We start from the raw sequence: 15,291 nt of genomic DNA, 5'->3' as shown, positions 1-15,291 counted from the left end.
TTGTTAGAAATTGTTCCTGTTGGGGCATCCTAACCGCCGAAGGCCACCCCAGACATCCGCAGACTATACCAACGCGCCTGTCAAGGAATTGGTGGCAGACTTAATGATTCGAACCATTGCCACTTGGCCAATTAATTCCGCGGGCGCGATAGCATGAACCGAATGCAAATAGCCCGATTTCCCAATCAATTGCCCCTCTTGGCGCCCATGCTTTTCAAACAGAACTGGCATTTCGCGCCCCACCATACCGTCTTGAGCCGCCCTTTGTTGTTCGGTCAAAAGCGCCTGCAATTCTTGCAAACGGGCATCTGCAATCTCAGGCGCAACATCTGCACGCTCGGCTGCGGGCGTGCCGGGACGCGCGGAATATTTGAAGGAATAGGCCTGTCCGTAATTCACTTTGCGCACCAAATCCATAGTTTGCGCGAAGTCTTCATCTGTCTCGCCGGGGAAGCCCACGATGAAATCCCCTGACAGCAACAAATCAGGGCGCGCGTCACGGATGCGTGCGATCAGGTCGAGATAGTCCTGCGCGGTATGTTTGCGGTTCATCGCTTTGAGAATACGATCAGACCCCGATTGCACAGGCAAATGAAGATAGGGCATCAGCTTGTCACAATCGCCAAAAGCCGCGATCAGGTCATCTTCCATGTCATTGGGGTGCGATGTGGTAAAGCGGATACGCGCCAACTCTTCGATTTTCGCCAATTCACGGATCAGGCGCGCAAGCCCCCATTCACGCCCATCCTCATCTTGCCCATGATAGGCATTCACATTTTGCCCCAAAAGCGTGATTTCGCGCACGCCGCGTTCGACAAGATCGCGCGCCTCCCCCAAAATGCGCGCAACGGGGCGACTGACCTCAGCGCCGCGGGTATAGGGCACAACGCAAAACGCACAGAATTTGTCGCAGCCTTCCTGCACCGTCAAAAACGCACAAGGCCCGCGCTTAGCACGGCGATCTTTTGGCAGATGCAGAAACTTATCTTCTTCGGGGAAATCCGTATCAAGGGCCTTTTCCCCTGCCTCGACCGCGCGCATCATGGCAGGGAGGCGGTGATAAGTCTGCGGGCCAACGACCAAGTCCACAATCGGTTGACGGCGCATAATCTCTTCGCCTTCGGCCTGCGCGACACAGCCCGCAACACCGATTTTCAGATTGGGGTTTTCATCGCGCAAAGGTTTCAGGCGGCCCAATTCCGAGTAGATCTTTTCCGATGCCTTCTCGCGAATGTGGCACGTGTTCAGCAGGATCATATCCGCTTCTTCCGCACTGCCCACCTGCTCATAGCCCTGACCAGACAGCGCCTCTGCCATACGCTCGCTGTCATAGACATTCATCTGGCAGCCATAGGTTTTCACGAATAGCTTTTTGGGTTCAGTCATTGCATGGGGCCTTTTTCGCAGATGGCAGCACAGGGTCATTTAGCCCAAGAGGGGGCGCACATCAACGCATGTGACCCATTGCAATAGACCACAAAGCCCCGCAAATTGGGGTTGGGTTACAAAAATTTCAGAATTGGTCGGAATAAACCGCATATGCAGATCAAAGACTATGCATCTTTGGCCGAATTTCGCCGTCTGCCGCGGGGCGGGTTTGGCAAGGGGCCTTTTGCAATTTTGATTGCAGAGGATCGGGTTGAATTGGCCTCGACACTGTCTCATTTGATGCAATTGGGGTTTCGCCATGTGTTCATCGCAGCCCCCACTGGTTTGGACATTACCCCCGAGACAGAGGGGCACACCCCAAACACTGTTTCGATTATTCGCGCGCAAACCCGCCGCGCAGATGCTGCCGCCCGTATTGTGAATGCGCTGATCCCTATCTTGCCAAATGAATGGGTTCATTACTGCTATAACGCTGAATATTTCTTTTACCCGTTCTGCGAGGATCGCACTGTGAGCGAAATGGCAGCCTTCATCGCGGAAGAACGCCGCGACTGCGCGCTGACCTATGTGATTGATCTCTACGCACAAGACCTGAACATCGCACCAAATGCCGTGAACCTAGATCATGCCATGCTCGACAGTGCAGGGTATTTTGCCGATGCGCGCCGTGATGAAACGGGCCGCGCTAAGGATCGCCAACATGATTTTTTGGGCGGTTTACGCTGGCGCTTTGAGGAACATGTTCCCAAAGAACGGCGGCGCATTGATCGGATCGGGTTCTTTCGGGCGAAGGAAGGGCTGCAAATGTTCGAAGATCATCGCCTCAGTGACGAGGAAATGAACACTTTTGCGTGCCAATGGCACCATTCCATCACCGCAACCATCTGTTCGTTTCGCGTGGCCAAAGCACTGCGCAGCAATGCAGGGTCTAGCTATGATATCGGGGATTTTCGCTGGCACCGCTCAAAGCGGTTCCAATGGTCTAGTCAGCAATTGATGGATTTGGGGCTGATGGAACCGGGGCAATGGCTCTAGGGCCACGCCCAGTCCTGCCACCGATCACCGCCTGCGCGCGCGAGGGAGGGCGCACGCGCAGGGGTGTCTGAAGGTCTGTCTCAGACCTCTACATCTGTCACTTCAAGTGCAGGTGTTTGTTTGGATGCCTTGCCAGATGTGATTGCAATCTGACGCGGTTTTTTTGCCTCTGGCACCTCACGCAAGAGATCGACATGCAACATGCCGTTCTCATGGCTTGCTTGGGTCACACGCACATGATCGGCCAATTGGAACCGCTTCTCAAAGGCGCGGGTCGCAATGCCACGATGCAAATAGGTGCGGGCGGTGTCGTCTTTCTCTTTGCGGGCCGCGATGACCAGTTCCGTCTCGCGTTGCTCAACACGCAATTCAGCCTCTGAAAAACCCGCAACAGCGATTGAGATACGATAGGTATTCTCATCGGTTTTTTCGATATTATAGGGGGGATAGCTGTTCGCGCCCGTTTCCTGCGTCAGCAGGCTGTCTAACAAATCAGCCATACGATCAAAGCCGACAGTGGCGCGGTATAGGGGGGTTAGGTCGTAGTTTCGCATAGGACATCCTCCATCAGAAGCGATACCAAGGTTTTCGTGGCGCTCTACATCATGAGACACGCCAACAAAGGTTCAGGTCGGCCCGCTTGGCGGCACCGACCTCTCTGATATTGGAAGCAGCTGTCCGGGTTTCAAGACCCCTGAAACAGGGATTTAGCGCAAGATTGGCACAGGCATTTCCTGCGGTGCGCGCGACATCGCAGGCGGTTTCGGCCCACCTGTGGCCCAATCAAGCAACTCGACCGTATGCACCACAGGATGCCCTGTGCCTGACCCAATTTGCATCATGCAGCCGATATTGCCCGCAGCAATCACATCGGGCTGCAAGGCCTCAAGCGTGCGGATTTTGCGCGCCTTAAGCTTGCCCGAGATTTCAGGCTGCATGAGGTTATATGTGCCTGCCGATCCACAGCATAGGTGACTGTCGGCAGGTTCCAGCACCGTGAACCCTGCGGCTCTGAGCAAATCCTTTGGCGCGGTTTTCACCTTTTGCCCATGTTGCAGCGAACAGGCCGCATGATAGGCCACGTTCAAATCTTCGGGGGCTTTGGCGGCAGACAAGTCCAACTTTTGCAGAAGCTCTGAAATATCCATCGTAAGACCTGAGATGGTTGCAGCATCTTCCGCCAAAGGATCATTGCGGAACATATGTCCGTAATCCTTGACTGTGGTTCCACAGCCAGACGTGTTGATCACAATCGCGTCCAATCCTGCGCCGCGCGCCTCGCGCATCCATGCTTTGATATTGGCTGCCGCAAAGGCATGCGATTCCGTCTCGCGGCCCATGTGATGGGTCAAGGCCCCACAGCAGCCCGCACCTTCGGCCACAACCACCTCGCAGCCCAAACGGCGCAACAGGCGAATTGTGGCATCGTTGATATCCGTATTCAGCGCCCGTTGTGCGCATCCCGTCATCAAAGCAACCCGCATTTTGCGCGTGCCATGCGGCGCAAAACTTTGCGCATCATCATTGCGACTAACGGGCGGGATTTGCGCAGGCACCATGTTCAACATCGCCTTGAGCCGCGCATCAGGCATCAAAAAGGCAAAAGGCCGCCCAATCTTCGCCCCCAAAAGTGCAAGGCGAAACCGTGTCGGATAGGGCAGAATTTTCGCCAAGGCAAAGCGCAGAACACGATCCATAAAGGGGCGCTTATAGGTGCGCTCAATATGGGCGCGGGCGTGGTCGACCAAATGCATGTAATGCACCCCCGAAGGGCAGGTGGTCATGCAGGCCAAACAGGACAAGCAGCGGTCAATATGTTTGACGGTCTTTGCGTCTGCTGGACGCCCAGATTCAAGCATATCCTTGGTCAGATAAATCCGCCCACGCGGACTGTCTAACTCATCGCCCAACACTTGATAGGTTGGGCAAGTGGCCGTACAAAATCCGCAATGGACACAGGCGCGCAAAATCTCGTTCGAGCGCGCAGTGGCGGGATCAGCAAGCTGTTCTGGGGTGAATGTCGTCTGCATGGCGAAACACGCCCTTCCTTATGCGGCAGGCATGGCCGTGGCCATCAGCCCTGTGTTCAAAATTCCTTTTGGGTCGAATTTGCGGCGCAACCCATCTGACAGCGCCGCCAAAGGCGCAGGCTCAGGGTGGAAGGTCGGGATGCGCGCATGCGTGGCCTCAGATGCACGGATCAGCGTGGCATGGCCACCAAATGCACCAAGGGTCTTGCGCAGATCATGCCCTTCGCCAACCAAGGCCCAAATGAGACCGCCACCCCAGTCATAGATCACTTCGCCCTTGATTTTCGCGCCGATTGCAGGCCCGTCACTAGGTTTGCACGAGATGCGCCAGACATCGCCCGTTTGCTCCGCAAACGCAGTCACATCGCGTTGATCTTTCCACATCTGGCGCACCAGATCGGGATCAGATATCACCTCCACTTCCCCGAACTCGGCAAGAACGCCGCGTAGGGCATCTGTCCGATAGGCCACGCTTTTGGCAAAACCTTCAAGACGCAGCATGGTGCGTGACCTGCTACCACGATTGGCGGCATGCGCGGCCCCTGTCACCTCATAGGGCGAAGCTAGGGCGCGCGACAGCGCGGCCACGGCGGACTGATCCGACAGCCCCTCAAGGATCAGGCAGGCGCAGGTTTCGACTTCAGGAAGAGGCTTGAAGGAGACTTCGGAAAGAACCCCAAGCGTGCCGTAACTGCCTGCCATCAGTTTCACGAGGTCATAGCCCGTGACGTTTTTCATCACGCGACCGCCATTCTTGATGACGGTTCCCGCCCCATCAACAAAACGCACGCCGATCAAGCTGTCACGCGCGGCGCCCGCTTGAATGCGGCGCGGCCCCGAAACATTGCCAGCAACCACCCCACCGATTGTGGGCGTGCCGTCTGTGCCCAAAAGCGCGCGGTGATCCATCGGCTCGAAGGGCAGGCGCTGGTTCTCGGCATGAAGCACGGCCTCAATTTCGGCCAAGGGCGTACCAGCTTGCGCGACCAAGGTCAGCGCACCCGGCTCGTAAAGCGTGATCCCCGTCAAGGCCGCCGTTGACAAAACTTCGCCCGCAACCGCGCGGCCAATCGGGCGGGTGCCACCACCACGGATCGCCATGGGATGTTTTGCTGCGGCGAGACAATCGGCCAATTCAGCCTCGGATTTCGGTTGCAACATAGCGCAACGTCCCTTTCATAAGGTAGGCCCCCAAGAGCGAGATCGGGGGATGAAATTTCGCTTAGGCAGCGTGATCGCGGCGGGTTTCAGTGACCGAAAGCGGAAACACCTTTGCAGGGTTCAAGAGCCATTTGGGGTCAAACACATCCTTCACCCAAAGCTGCGCTTCGAGGTCTGTTGGGGTATATTGCGTCAGCATCAGATCACGCTTTTCAATACCCACCCCATGTTCGCCCGTCAGGCAACCGCCCACCTCAACACAGAGCTTGAGGATATCCGCGCCAAAAGCCTCGCACAGCTCCAGATCGCCTGGTTTGTTGGCATCAAACAGGATCAACGGGTGCATATTGCCATCCCCTGCATGGAAGACATTGGCAACGCTAAGTCCGCATTCCTTGCTCATCTCGCCGATGCGGCGCAGAACGTAAGGCAAGCTTGAGACGGGGATCGTGCCGTCAAGGCACATATAATCATTGATCTGACCCATCGCACCGAAGGCGGATTTTCGGCCCAACCAAATGCGTGCGGCCTGATCGGCATCTGCCGCCTCGCGCAATTCCACGGGATTGTGGCGCTTGGCAATGTCGAGGATCACATCCAATTGTTCGCGGATTTCCGCTTCAGATCCTTCAACCTCGACAATCAACAAGGCCTCGCACATCGGGTACCCCGCCTTGGCAAAGGCCTCGGTCGCCTCGATACAGGGTCGATCCATGAATTCGATTGCCACAGGCAGAACGCCCGCCTTGATAATATCAGAGACGCATTCCCCTGCGACCTCATTGCTGTCAAATCCCATCAATACGGGGCGCGCACCTTCGGGTTTGCGGAGGATACGCAAAGTGGCCTCCGTGACTACGCCAAGCTGTCCTTCGCTGCCGCAAATCACGCCCAAAAGATCAAGGCCAGCCGCATCCAAATGCGCGCCTCCAATCTCAACGACTGTGCCATCCATCATCGCCATCGTGACGCCCAATAAGTTATTGGTCGTCACCCCATATTTCAGGCAATGCGCACCGCCAGAATTCATTCCGATATTCCCCGCAATCGCGCAGGCCAATTGGCTTGATGGATCGGGGGCGTAGAAAAAATCATTCGCCTCAACAGCGCCCGTCACGCTGAGATTGGTGCGCCCTGTCTGCACACGGATGAATCGATTGTCGTAATCGGTTTCCAACACCTGTGTCAGGCGCGCCACCCCCAAAATGACGCTATCGGCCGTAGGCAAGGCCCCGCCTGCGAGCGAGGTGCCAGAACCACGCGGAACAACAGGCACACCCTCCTCGTGGCAAATGCGCAGCACCTCAGAGACTTCAGCCGTGGACTGGGGCAACACCGCCGCCAAAGGCGGGCAGCGATAGGCCGTCAAAGCGTCACATTCATAGGCCCGCGTTTCATGCGGATCATCAATAACCGCATCATGGGGCAGCACATCGCGCAACCGCGAAATGATCCGCGTGCGCTTGGCCAAAATGGCGGGGTTTGGTTTTGGCATTTCCATAATCAGCCCTCCCTGCGATATTGGTAAGATTTCTAGACCAATTTGAAGGATTGCGCAAGCAAAAGCCATGCGCGACCGAATTGCCCATAGACGAGACATAACAAAACAGGCAGCAAGGCAACATGGATTGGGTCAAAGTCATACATATTCTTTGCGTCATGGGCTGGATGACAGGTATTTTTGCTGTCCCCCGCGCCATTATCTTTTGGAAACGAGAATATGCGCGGCTTGGTGAATTTGGCCCAACAGGCGATCTGACGATTCGCATTTATCGCTTTTCGCTAGGGCTTGGTGTCATTGCGATTGCCACTGGGCTATGGCTTGGGTGGTTTTGGAATTTCGCGCCTTGGGTCTGGGTGAAACTGGGCCTCGTCAGCCTGCTTGGCGCGCATTACGCGTGGACGGGTCGCTTGATCCTGCGCGCCCTAAAAGGCGAGTTCCGCGAAAGCGATTTTTACCTGCGGATCTTTAATGAGGTCAGCGTGTTTGGCGCCATCGCCGTTTTAATCGTGGTGGTCTTTAAGCCCTTCTAAAGCGCCCTTCACGCAGCCATGCGGCGGCAAGCGCAACCAAACCTGCGATCAGATACACCCAAACAGGAACAAGCGGTCGGGCGCGCACATCCTCCGTGACAAAGGCGTCACGGGTATAAATCCCCATCCAACCGCGCCCCACTGCACCGCGCCCTTCTGGCACAAGACGCAGACCAGGCAGAGCATCGCGGAGGAAAAACACCGCCCCGCCCGTTGCCTCTAGGTGAGGACGAAGAAGATTGCCTGTCGCTACAACCTCGTTAAATTCGCGCGGGTTGGCAGGGCCAATGCCCACAACGATATCTGACAGATCTGCCGCATTTGGATCGCTTACGCGGTAAAGCCCATCTTCGGGGGCAAGATAGCTGCCTTCAAACATGCCTTCGGCCGTCTCACGCAATGGCACGGTGATGTCTTCCCCATCTGGCGCTGTCACAATGACTGAGGCAACGCCCGCCCCCATAGTTTGACGAATGATGCGCATCTCGCGACCATCGGCTTCGGCGCTTAGCGCCTCCTCCTCAAGATCTGGCTCTTTCATCATCCAATGGGCCAGACGGCGCAAAAGCTCTAATTGTGGGCCGCCGCCCTCGTATCCCCGATCCCACAGCCATGCATGATCCGAGGCCAAGAGCGCAACACGCCCCTCGCCCACGCGATCAAGGATCAAAAGCGGCGCATCACCTACCCCCTCAAGCACGACGTCGCCCGCGTTTGGGGCAACCTCAACTTGCCGGAACCACCGCCCCCATGGCTGATCTGATCCTGCAATGGGTAAATGCGCCGCCTCAAGGCCACGCGTCACAGGGTGGCGCGCACCAAGGCGGGAAAGATGCGGCACATATGGTTCTTCAAACACGCGCGCGGTCGGCTCGGCGGGCAAAATATCGGCCAAAGGTGAGCGATACAGCGACCCTGCCCCCGCAAAATCTGGGCCCGCCGCCACCAAAACCGCGCCGCCATCGCGGACATATCGCGCCACATTTTCAAGATAGATCAGGGGCAATATCCCGCGCCGTTGATACCGATCAAAGATGATCAAATCGAAATCATCAATTTGATCCATGAACAGCTCACGCGTGGGAAAGGCAATCAAGGACAATTCCGACACAGGAACATTGTCGCGCTTTTCAGGGGGGCGCAGAATGGTAAAATGCACCAAATCCACCGCAGGGTCAGATTTCAACAAATTGCGCCATGTCCGTTGGCCCATATGTGGCTCGCCTGAGACAAGCAACACCGACAAACGATCCCGCACCCCATTGACCTGCGCATAAGCGACATTGTTGCGCGGGGTTAATTCCCCCGCCTGCACAGGCACCTCAAAGCGCACAACGTTTCGTCCTGCATGGGCGAGGTTCAATGTTAATTCAAGCGGCTGCCCAACTGGCACAATCGCGCGTTGTGGCTCGTTCCCGTCAATCGAATAAATCACCTCGGTCTGGCGCGCATCCACCCCATCAGGGAGGGGGCCGAAATCACTGACACGCAATGCAATTTTTACATCTTCGCCCAAAATGCCATAGGCTGGGGCAGTTTCAATTTGAAGGGCGCGATCCCAATCATCCGTCTGCCCCGTGATCAGCGCGTGAACGGGGCCAATCCCTGTGGGCATTGCGTCCAGATCATGCACTTGCCCATCTGTCAGCAAAAATGCGCCAGCAATGCGCTCTTGGGGCAATTCCGCGGCAAGCCCGCTTAAGGCAGACAAAAGCTGGGTCCCTTGATTGCCATTCGCATCGGCCACATAGCGCAGTTCAACCTCGACCCCTTTTGTCTCTAATTCTGCGACAAGGGCGGCAAGCGCGGCTTCGGTTTGGGCGGGACGATCGGCCAAGCCTTGCGATGCCGATTGATCCACCACCACTAGGGCGATATCGGCCAGAGGGGCGCGGGTTTCCTCCTGCCAGATTGGGCGCATCAGCGCCACAAGTGCAACCATCGCCGCAACGGCACGATAGGGCCACCCGCGCAGGCCGCGCAGTGCAGCATAGCCCGTGATCACCAACAACACAGCCGCCACAACAGCCACGCCCATGGGAGGGATATAAGGATCGAATAGGATCATCATACCCATCCTTTAATTCCCCAATCTTTGCAGCAAGGCCGGCACATGGACTTGGTCGGATTTGTAATTTCCAGACAAGACATGCATCACAAGATTGACCCCAAACCGGAGCGCAATTTCGCGTTGCCGTTCACCGGCATATCCGCGCCCAATGGGCAAGAGTGGGCGACCTGCCCCATCAACCGCCCATGCCGCAGCCCAGTCATTGCCACCAATAATCACGGGGCTCACCCCGTCATTGAGCGCGCGAAAGGGCATGCCCTCGGTAGGGTCAGGTTCGGGTGGGGCCGCCTCAACCCAAATATCGCGCGATGTATAGCGCCCTGGGAAATCGGCCAATAAATAGAAGGCGCGGGTCAAAACATGATCCTCTGGGATTGGCGCGAGGGGCGGAATGTCCAAGCCCTGCGCCAAATCCTGCAAACGGCGTGCAGCGGGCGTTGCGCCACCAATGCCGCCAAGATCCCCATCTCGGGTATCAAAAACAATCATGCCCCCACCGCGCAAATAGGCATTGAGGCGCTGATAGACATCATCAGAAGGGCGGTTTTGGCCTTCTGTCACGGGCCAATATAGGAGCGGGAAAAACGCCAACTCATCGCGCGTCAACTCTACACCTACGGGTGGGCTCGGCTCAATCGTGGTGCGCGCCCAAAGCGTATCGGACAAACCCTGCAGCCCTGCGCGCGAAATCTCGTCCACCGCATCATCGCCGGTAACGACATATGCCAAGCGCAAATCTTCGGTAGCCATCAGGCCAAACATGTCTTCGGGCGTTAGGGTTTGCGCGTCACTGGGTGCGAAGGGTGCAACCAAGACCACCACAAAAAGCGCGGCTTTGGCCCGCACAGACAGCCGCCCCGTAACAGCCAAGCTGCCAATCATATCTGCGGCAAGCGCAATCAGCGCCAATAGGAACAACCAAGGTGCAAGGGGCGTTGGTGGGGCGCTCAGCCCCCGTATGACCGACACATTTTCAGGCCAATCTGCCACGGTCAGATCCTGCGCAGATTTAATCACATTTAGCGCCACGCGACCCGTGGTGGTCTGATACAGGCCTGGCGGCATATCAGCCGATAGTGCCCCGTTTTGCAAATCTTCACCTGCAACTGTGATTTCGCCCTGCGCATCATAAAGCGCACCAAACCCGTCCAACACTTGCGCGGAAACAAAGCTAAGCCCTGTGTAATCTTTGCCCTCCGCGCTGATCGGGCGGGTAGAGACAGAGAGCCGCTCTAACATCTGCACAAACAGACCCGACAGCGGCAGGTTCGACCATTCTGCATTGGCGGTCACATGGAACAAGACGACACGCCCTGCGCCCCGTGTCATTTGCGTGACCAATGGCGTGCCATCTTCCAAGGCGGCCAAACTGCGCGCCGCCAAATCTGGGCCTGGCTGCGCCAAAACCTGTTGGCTGACCGTAACCTCATCAGGAATGGCAAGGCCAAAAAAGGGGGATGTCTCTGGGAAATGGTCTAGCTTGCGCGGATCGGCCCATGACATCGCACCGCCCAAAGCACGCCCACCTTGGCGCAGTTGCACGGGCATCAATGCATCGGCTTGCATCTCGGCGGGTGACAATGCGGCCATTCGTGGCCCAGCAAAGCGTAATAACAGACCGCCTTGTTCCACCCATGCCGTCAAATCAGATTGTTCTGTTTCGGGCAAACGGGTCACATCAACCAAAATGATCACATCGGGGTTTGCGGGCAAAATCTCGGCCAAACCGTCCTCGATAAGATCGACATTTGGGGCCAGCGCCTCGCGCAGATAATGAAAGGGGGAAAGCAAGGCCTGCCCTTCCTGAGGGGCATTTGTCGCGACCAAACCGATCTCGCGCCGTGCGAGACTGTCATCAATCAATAAACGCGCAGCCGCCTGCGGTTGTCCCGCCACTTCAAAGCGGGTCAGGCGATTGCGCAATTCGGGCGGCAGGGTAAGGGCAAGGTTGGCCGCTAAAGCCCCCTCTTCAAAGACCGCTTCAGCCTCAACCAACACGCGCGGCACGCCTGATGGATCCGGCCCAAACCCTTGCACGAGATAACGCGCCGTTGGCAACGCAGGCCATTCCGCGCGCAAGAGCCTGAGTGTGACACCATCCCCGCCTTGCTCAAGCGGGGCAAGGGCGACCATCCGCAAAAGATTGTCGCCCGTTTCGATCACGCGCAGCCGCGCCGCCCGCGCCGCCAAAAGCTCAGCTAGGCCCGCGCGTTCACTGCCATGCGCCAATCCGTCTGAAAACCAAAGCCCGTCAAAGAGGATGGATTGCTCTGCGAACCAGTCTGACCATGCGCCATAATCGGGCACGAAGGGTGCGGGACGCATCGCAGACAACCGCGTGATTTGCTCATCCCCAGAGGTCAACAGCGCCTCAAGCGAAGCCTGAGGCTGCTCGGTCAGGCTAATGACGACAGCAGCACGCCCATCGCGGATGGCGGCGCGCAAATTGGCCTCGATGGCCTGTTGTTCTACAGACCAATCAAGCGCGCTTGCCCAACCCCCATCGCGCAAAATCACCAAAGGGGCTTGTGGCGTTTCATCCCCCTCAGACGGAGGCGGGTTCACCAAGGGGCCAGACAAGGCCAAGATTAAAAACCCTGCAGCCATAAGGCGTAGCATCAACAGCCACCACGGGGTTTTGGCACTGTCATTTTCTTTATCGGTCAATCCCAGCAAAAAGATCAGCGCGGGGAAGTAAACGCGCTTTGGCTGCGGCGGCACAACGCGCAACAGCCACCAAAGGGCGGGCAACACCGCCAAAGCCGCCAAGACCCATGCCGCCGAAAATCCAAGCGCCCCAATCATTGCCGCGCCTCTAACAAAGCCTGATAGATAGACATCAACGCCACACTGGCAGGGTGGTCGGTTACATGAGTGAAAAAGGGCCATCCATGGCGCTGTGCCTCGGTCATCAGATTGGCACGATGGGCGTCTAACCGTGCTTGATACTCATGGCGCAATGCATCTGCCGCTTGCGTCTCGAACTCGGGCCCTGCGTGATGATCTTGGAACAAAACGCGTCCCGCAAAAGGGAAGGCCATTTCAGCGGGATCCATAAGATGAAGAACGACACCGCGCGCGCCCGCCTCGGTCGCCTTGCGCAGAACCATGGCCAATTCATCCGTCCCCCGCAGAAAATCGGACAGGATCACGATCTTTGCGCCTTTGGGTATGCTCTGCGCCATGACCGCGCTTGATTTTGGGGCAAGCAAATCGCGTGCCAAACCTTCGCGCTGTGTGACCCCTGCACGCGGCGGGGTCTGGCTATTTAACCACCCGACCCGTTCACCCGCGCGTAAAACCAATTCGGCCAAGGCCAACGCAATCACATCCGCGCGCATCCGTTTTTGCGCCATTGGATCAGAGAGAGAACTATACCGCATAGAGGCTGCAGGGTCAGACCATATCAGCAGGCTTTGCGCAGCCTGCCATTCGGTTTGGCGGGCGTAATATCCATCCCCTCGCCCCGACCTGCGCCAATCAATCGCTGTGGCGCTGTCCCCTGCTTGGACATGTCGATATTGCCAAAACTCATCCCCCCCGCCTGCGCGGCGGCGGCCATGATCCCCCAAATGCAGGCTGGACGCCAAATGCTCTGCCGCAACCAACAACGCGGGCAAACGTGCGGCATGGGCAGCCGCATCAGCGCGGAGGCGCATGAGATCGTTTGGATCACTATGCAAGGCGCGTGGGGGCATTTAGGCTGCGTGATCCAAAACAAGATCAATTTCGCGGGTCAAGAGAGCGGCCAGATCATGGCCTTCGGCCCGCGCGGCAAAACCAAGCGCCATGCGGTGGATCAAAACAGCAGGGGCCATAGCGCGAATATCCTCGACAGAAGGCGCATATTGCCCCTGCATCAACGCCCGTGCGCGCACCGAAACCATCAAGGCCTGCGCGGCACGCGGCCCCGCACCCCAAGCCAAATGCGCCGCGATCCGCGCGGGATCAGCCGTAGGGTCAGGGCGACATCCGCGCACCAGATCAAGGATCATGTCACAAATCAGATCCCCTACGGGCATGTGGCGCACCAATTTTTGTGCCGCAATCAAATTGGCTTCGGTAAAGACTTGGGCTGTTGCCGCCTCACTTGGGCCCGTTGTCGCAATCAATATGTCCCGCTCCGCCGCGCGATCAGGATAGGCCACATCAATGCGCAACAAAAAGCGATCAAGCTGCGCCTCAGGCAATGGATATGTGCCCTCTTGTTCGATCGGGTTCTGCGTGGCCAGAACCAAAAATGGGGCGGGCAATGGGCGTGCAGCACCCGCGATTGTGACCTCTCGCTCCTGCATCGCTTGCAGGAGGGCGCTTTGCGTGCGCGGGCTGGCGCGATTGATCTCATCGGCCATCAACAGCTGACAAAATACAGGCCCCTCCAAAAAGCGAAAGCTGCGCTGCCCATGTGCGCCTGTATCCAAAACTTCGGACCCCAGAATATCGGCGGGCATCAGGTCAGGGGTAAATTGCACCCGATTGGCACGCAGACCCATGACTTGGGCCATCGTATCGACAAGCCGTGTTTTCCCCAAACCAGGCAGCCCCATCAGCAGGGCATGGCCGTTTGACAACATCGCTGCCAGGGCCAAACTGACCACTTGATCTTGACCGATAATGCGTTTGGAAATTTCTGCCCGCGCCTGACCAAGCTGCGCACCAAGCCGATCAATCTCGGATGTCAGGTTTTCAAGCTCAGCCATAGAAATGCTCCGCATAATGATTATGTTGGGGTCGTAACCTGTTCGCTAGTAAATCTAACTATGGCGCCGACCACAAATGGCAAAAGCCCATAGGAGACAAAACATCGTGACCATGACGCCTGAATCCCTATTGGCCGCCGCGACCAATGCGCAAAAGCAAGGCAAACTGCCCCCTGTAGATCAATGGAATCCACCCTTTTGCGGCGATATCGACATGGAAATTCGGCGTGACGGGACATGGTTTTACAACGGCACCCCGATTGGGCGACCGCGCATGGTGCGCCTGTTTTCAACGATTCTGAAACGGGAGGGGGACAAATATTTCCTTGTGACCCCCGTAGAAAAGGTGGGGATCAGGGTCGCAGATGCCCCGTTTGTAGCGCAGGATTTTATCGTGATAGGCGAGGGCGCGGCGCAAGAGGTGCAATTCACAACCAATGTGGGCGACACCGTCAGGGCCAGCGCCCAAAGCCCCATTCGCCTCACCCGCAGCGCAGATGGGAAACCTTCGCCTTACGTTATGGTGCGCCGCGGCCTTGAGGCGCTTATCGATCGCAAGAGCTTTTATCGGCTTGTCGATCTTGGTGTGGCGCATAACACGAGCGGCGCAGACTGGTTCGGCGTCTGGTCTTGCGGGACATTTTTTCCCTTTATTCCTGTCTCAGAACTCACAACCTAAGCCAAAGCTCTACTGGCGTCATGCCGCTGAAACTCAAGCGCAGAGGCGAAGCACCACGGACAAACAAACCTAAAATGTAGGGGAAATGGCGCGCTGGGGAGGATTCGAACCCCCGACCCCTTGATTCGTAGTCAAGTACTCTATCCAACTGAGCTACCAGCGCGTGGGGGTTGCTCTTAACGCCCATGTCAC

The 15,291-nt window shown here is 57.1% G+C and carries 12 protein-coding genes and 1 tRNA gene; 3 read left to right on the top strand and 10 right to left on the bottom strand.

Features of this window, described 5'->3' with window-relative positions; all coding sequences use genetic code 11:
• Positions 1-63: 63 nt before the first annotated feature.
• Entirely contained in the window at positions 64-1,386 is a 1,323-nt protein-coding gene (gene miaB / locus AAC637_RS08615; RefSeq protein ID WP_340303213.1) for a tRNA (N6-isopentenyl adenosine(37)-C2)-methylthiotransferase MiaB, read from the bottom strand.
• Positions 1,387-1,539: 153 nt separating this feature from the next.
• On the opposite strand from miaB, the gene AAC637_RS08610 reads away from it, so the two are divergent.
• Complete coding sequence (locus AAC637_RS08610; RefSeq protein ID WP_340303212.1) at positions 1,540-2,424, top strand: glycosyltransferase family 2 protein; 885 nt, start codon at positions 1,540-1,542, stop codon at positions 2,422-2,424.
• Between the two features lie 80 nt (positions 2,425-2,504).
• On the opposite strand, the gene AAC637_RS08605 is transcribed toward AAC637_RS08610, so the two are convergent.
• The 4 genes from AAC637_RS08605 to AAC637_RS08590 form a co-directional block, all read right to left on the bottom strand.
• Positions 2,505-2,978 (bottom strand): Hsp20 family protein, encoded by a 474-nt coding sequence (locus tag AAC637_RS08605; protein ID WP_340244575.1) that lies wholly within the window; start codon positions 2,976-2,978, stop codon positions 2,505-2,507.
• Positions 2,979-3,131: 153 nt separating this feature from the next.
• The gene (gene glcF / locus AAC637_RS08600) at positions 3,132-4,454 is read right to left on the bottom strand and encodes a glycolate oxidase subunit GlcF (RefSeq protein ID WP_340303211.1); all 1,323 of its coding nucleotides are present in this window, start codon (positions 4,452-4,454) and stop codon (positions 3,132-3,134) included.
• An 18-nt stretch (positions 4,455-4,472) separates the two neighbouring features.
• Entirely contained in the window at positions 4,473-5,612 is a 1,140-nt protein-coding gene (locus AAC637_RS08595) for an FAD-binding protein (RefSeq protein WP_340303659.1), read from the bottom strand.
• A gap of 64 nt (positions 5,613-5,676) precedes the next feature.
• The gene (locus AAC637_RS08590; protein WP_340303210.1) at positions 5,677-7,116 is read right to left on the bottom strand and encodes an FAD-linked oxidase C-terminal domain-containing protein; all 1,440 of its coding nucleotides are present in this window, start codon (positions 7,114-7,116) and stop codon (positions 5,677-5,679) included.
• Positions 7,117-7,238: 122 nt separating this feature from the next.
• Here AAC637_RS08590 and AAC637_RS08585 point away from each other — a divergent pair, with 122 nt between their 5' ends.
• Positions 7,239-7,649, top strand: coding sequence for a CopD family protein (locus tag AAC637_RS08585; protein WP_340303209.1), 411 nt, complete (start codon positions 7,239-7,241; stop codon positions 7,647-7,649).
• On the opposite strand, the gene AAC637_RS08580 is transcribed toward AAC637_RS08585, so the two are convergent.
• From AAC637_RS08580 to AAC637_RS08565, 4 genes are read right to left on the bottom strand one after another with little or no spacing between them, the layout of a single operon-like run.
• Positions 7,636-9,726 carry a hypothetical protein gene (locus AAC637_RS08580; RefSeq protein ID WP_340303208.1) on the bottom strand — a complete coding sequence of 697 codons (2,091 nt, stop codon included), beginning with the start codon at positions 9,724-9,726 and terminating at the stop codon, positions 7,636-7,638. The genes AAC637_RS08585 and AAC637_RS08580 overlap by 14 nt on opposite strands.
• Positions 9,727-9,729: 3 nt before the next feature.
• Positions 9,730-12,525: a DUF4159 domain-containing protein gene (locus tag AAC637_RS08575; RefSeq protein WP_340303207.1), complete on the bottom strand. Its 2,796-nt coding sequence runs from the start codon at positions 12,523-12,525 to the stop codon at positions 9,730-9,732.
• Positions 12,522-13,379, bottom strand: a complete 858-nt coding sequence (locus AAC637_RS08570) for a DUF58 domain-containing protein (RefSeq protein ID WP_340303206.1) — start codon at positions 13,377-13,379, stop codon at positions 12,522-12,524. The genes AAC637_RS08575 and AAC637_RS08570 overlap by 4 nt, the downstream gene beginning before the upstream one ends.
• Before the next feature lie 39 nt (positions 13,380-13,418).
• Positions 13,419-14,420, bottom strand: a complete 1,002-nt coding sequence (locus tag AAC637_RS08565) for an AAA family ATPase (RefSeq protein WP_340303205.1) — start codon at positions 14,418-14,420, stop codon at positions 13,419-13,421.
• A 112-nt stretch (positions 14,421-14,532) separates the two neighbouring features.
• On the opposite strand from AAC637_RS08565, the gene AAC637_RS08560 reads away from it, so the two are divergent.
• Complete coding sequence (locus AAC637_RS08560) at positions 14,533-15,099, top strand: DUF1285 domain-containing protein (RefSeq protein ID WP_340303204.1); 567 nt, start codon at positions 14,533-14,535, stop codon at positions 15,097-15,099.
• 86 nt (positions 15,100-15,185) lie between these two features.
• On the opposite strand, the gene AAC637_RS08555 is transcribed toward AAC637_RS08560, so the two are convergent.
• A tRNA-Arg gene (locus tag AAC637_RS08555) sits at positions 15,186-15,262 on the bottom strand.
• Positions 15,263-15,291 lie beyond the last annotated feature (29 nt).

The organism is Roseobacter sp. HKCCD7870 (assembly GCF_037830315.1).
In the GTDB taxonomy this organism is placed as follows: Bacteria; Pseudomonadota; Alphaproteobacteria; order Rhodobacterales; family Rhodobacteraceae; genus M30B80.
The sequence above is the reverse complement of the archived record's forward strand: the minus strand, read 5'-3'. Positions and strand labels throughout refer to the sequence as shown.

What these genes read in the sequence shown, in the direction of transcription:
- miaB (WP_340303213.1), bottom strand. Translation starts at nt 1,386, where the DNA reads ATGACTGAACCCAAAAAGCTATTCGTGAAAACCTATGGCTGCCAGATG.
- AAC637_RS08610 (WP_340303212.1), top strand. Translation starts at nt 1,540, where the DNA reads ATGCAGATCAAAGACTATGCATCTTTGGCCGAATTTCGCCGTCTGCCG.
- AAC637_RS08605 (WP_340244575.1), bottom strand. Translation starts at nt 2,978, where the DNA reads ATGCGAAACTACGACCTAACCCCCCTATACCGCGCCACTGTCGGCTTT.
- glcF (WP_340303211.1), bottom strand. Translation starts at nt 4,454, where the DNA reads ATGCAGACGACATTCACCCCAGAACAGCTTGCTGATCCCGCCACTGCG.
- AAC637_RS08590 (WP_340303210.1), bottom strand. Translation starts at nt 7,116, where the DNA reads ATGGAAATGCCAAAACCAAACCCCGCCATTTTGGCCAAGCGCACGCGG.
- AAC637_RS08585 (WP_340303209.1), top strand. Translation starts at nt 7,239, where the DNA reads ATGGATTGGGTCAAAGTCATACATATTCTTTGCGTCATGGGCTGGATG.
- AAC637_RS08580 (WP_340303208.1), bottom strand. Translation starts at nt 9,726, where the DNA reads ATGGGTATGATGATCCTATTCGATCCTTATATCCCTCCCATGGGCGTG.
- AAC637_RS08575 (WP_340303207.1), bottom strand. Translation starts at nt 12,525, where the DNA reads ATGATTGGGGCGCTTGGATTTTCGGCGGCATGGGTCTTGGCGGCTTTG.
- AAC637_RS08570 (WP_340303206.1), bottom strand. Translation starts at nt 13,379, where the DNA reads ATGCGCCTCCGCGCTGATGCGGCTGCCCATGCCGCACGTTTGCCCGCG.
- AAC637_RS08565 (WP_340303205.1), bottom strand. Translation starts at nt 14,420, where the DNA reads ATGGCTGAGCTTGAAAACCTGACATCCGAGATTGATCGGCTTGGTGCG.
- AAC637_RS08560 (WP_340303204.1), top strand. Translation starts at nt 14,533, where the DNA reads ATGACGCCTGAATCCCTATTGGCCGCCGCGACCAATGCGCAAAAGCAA.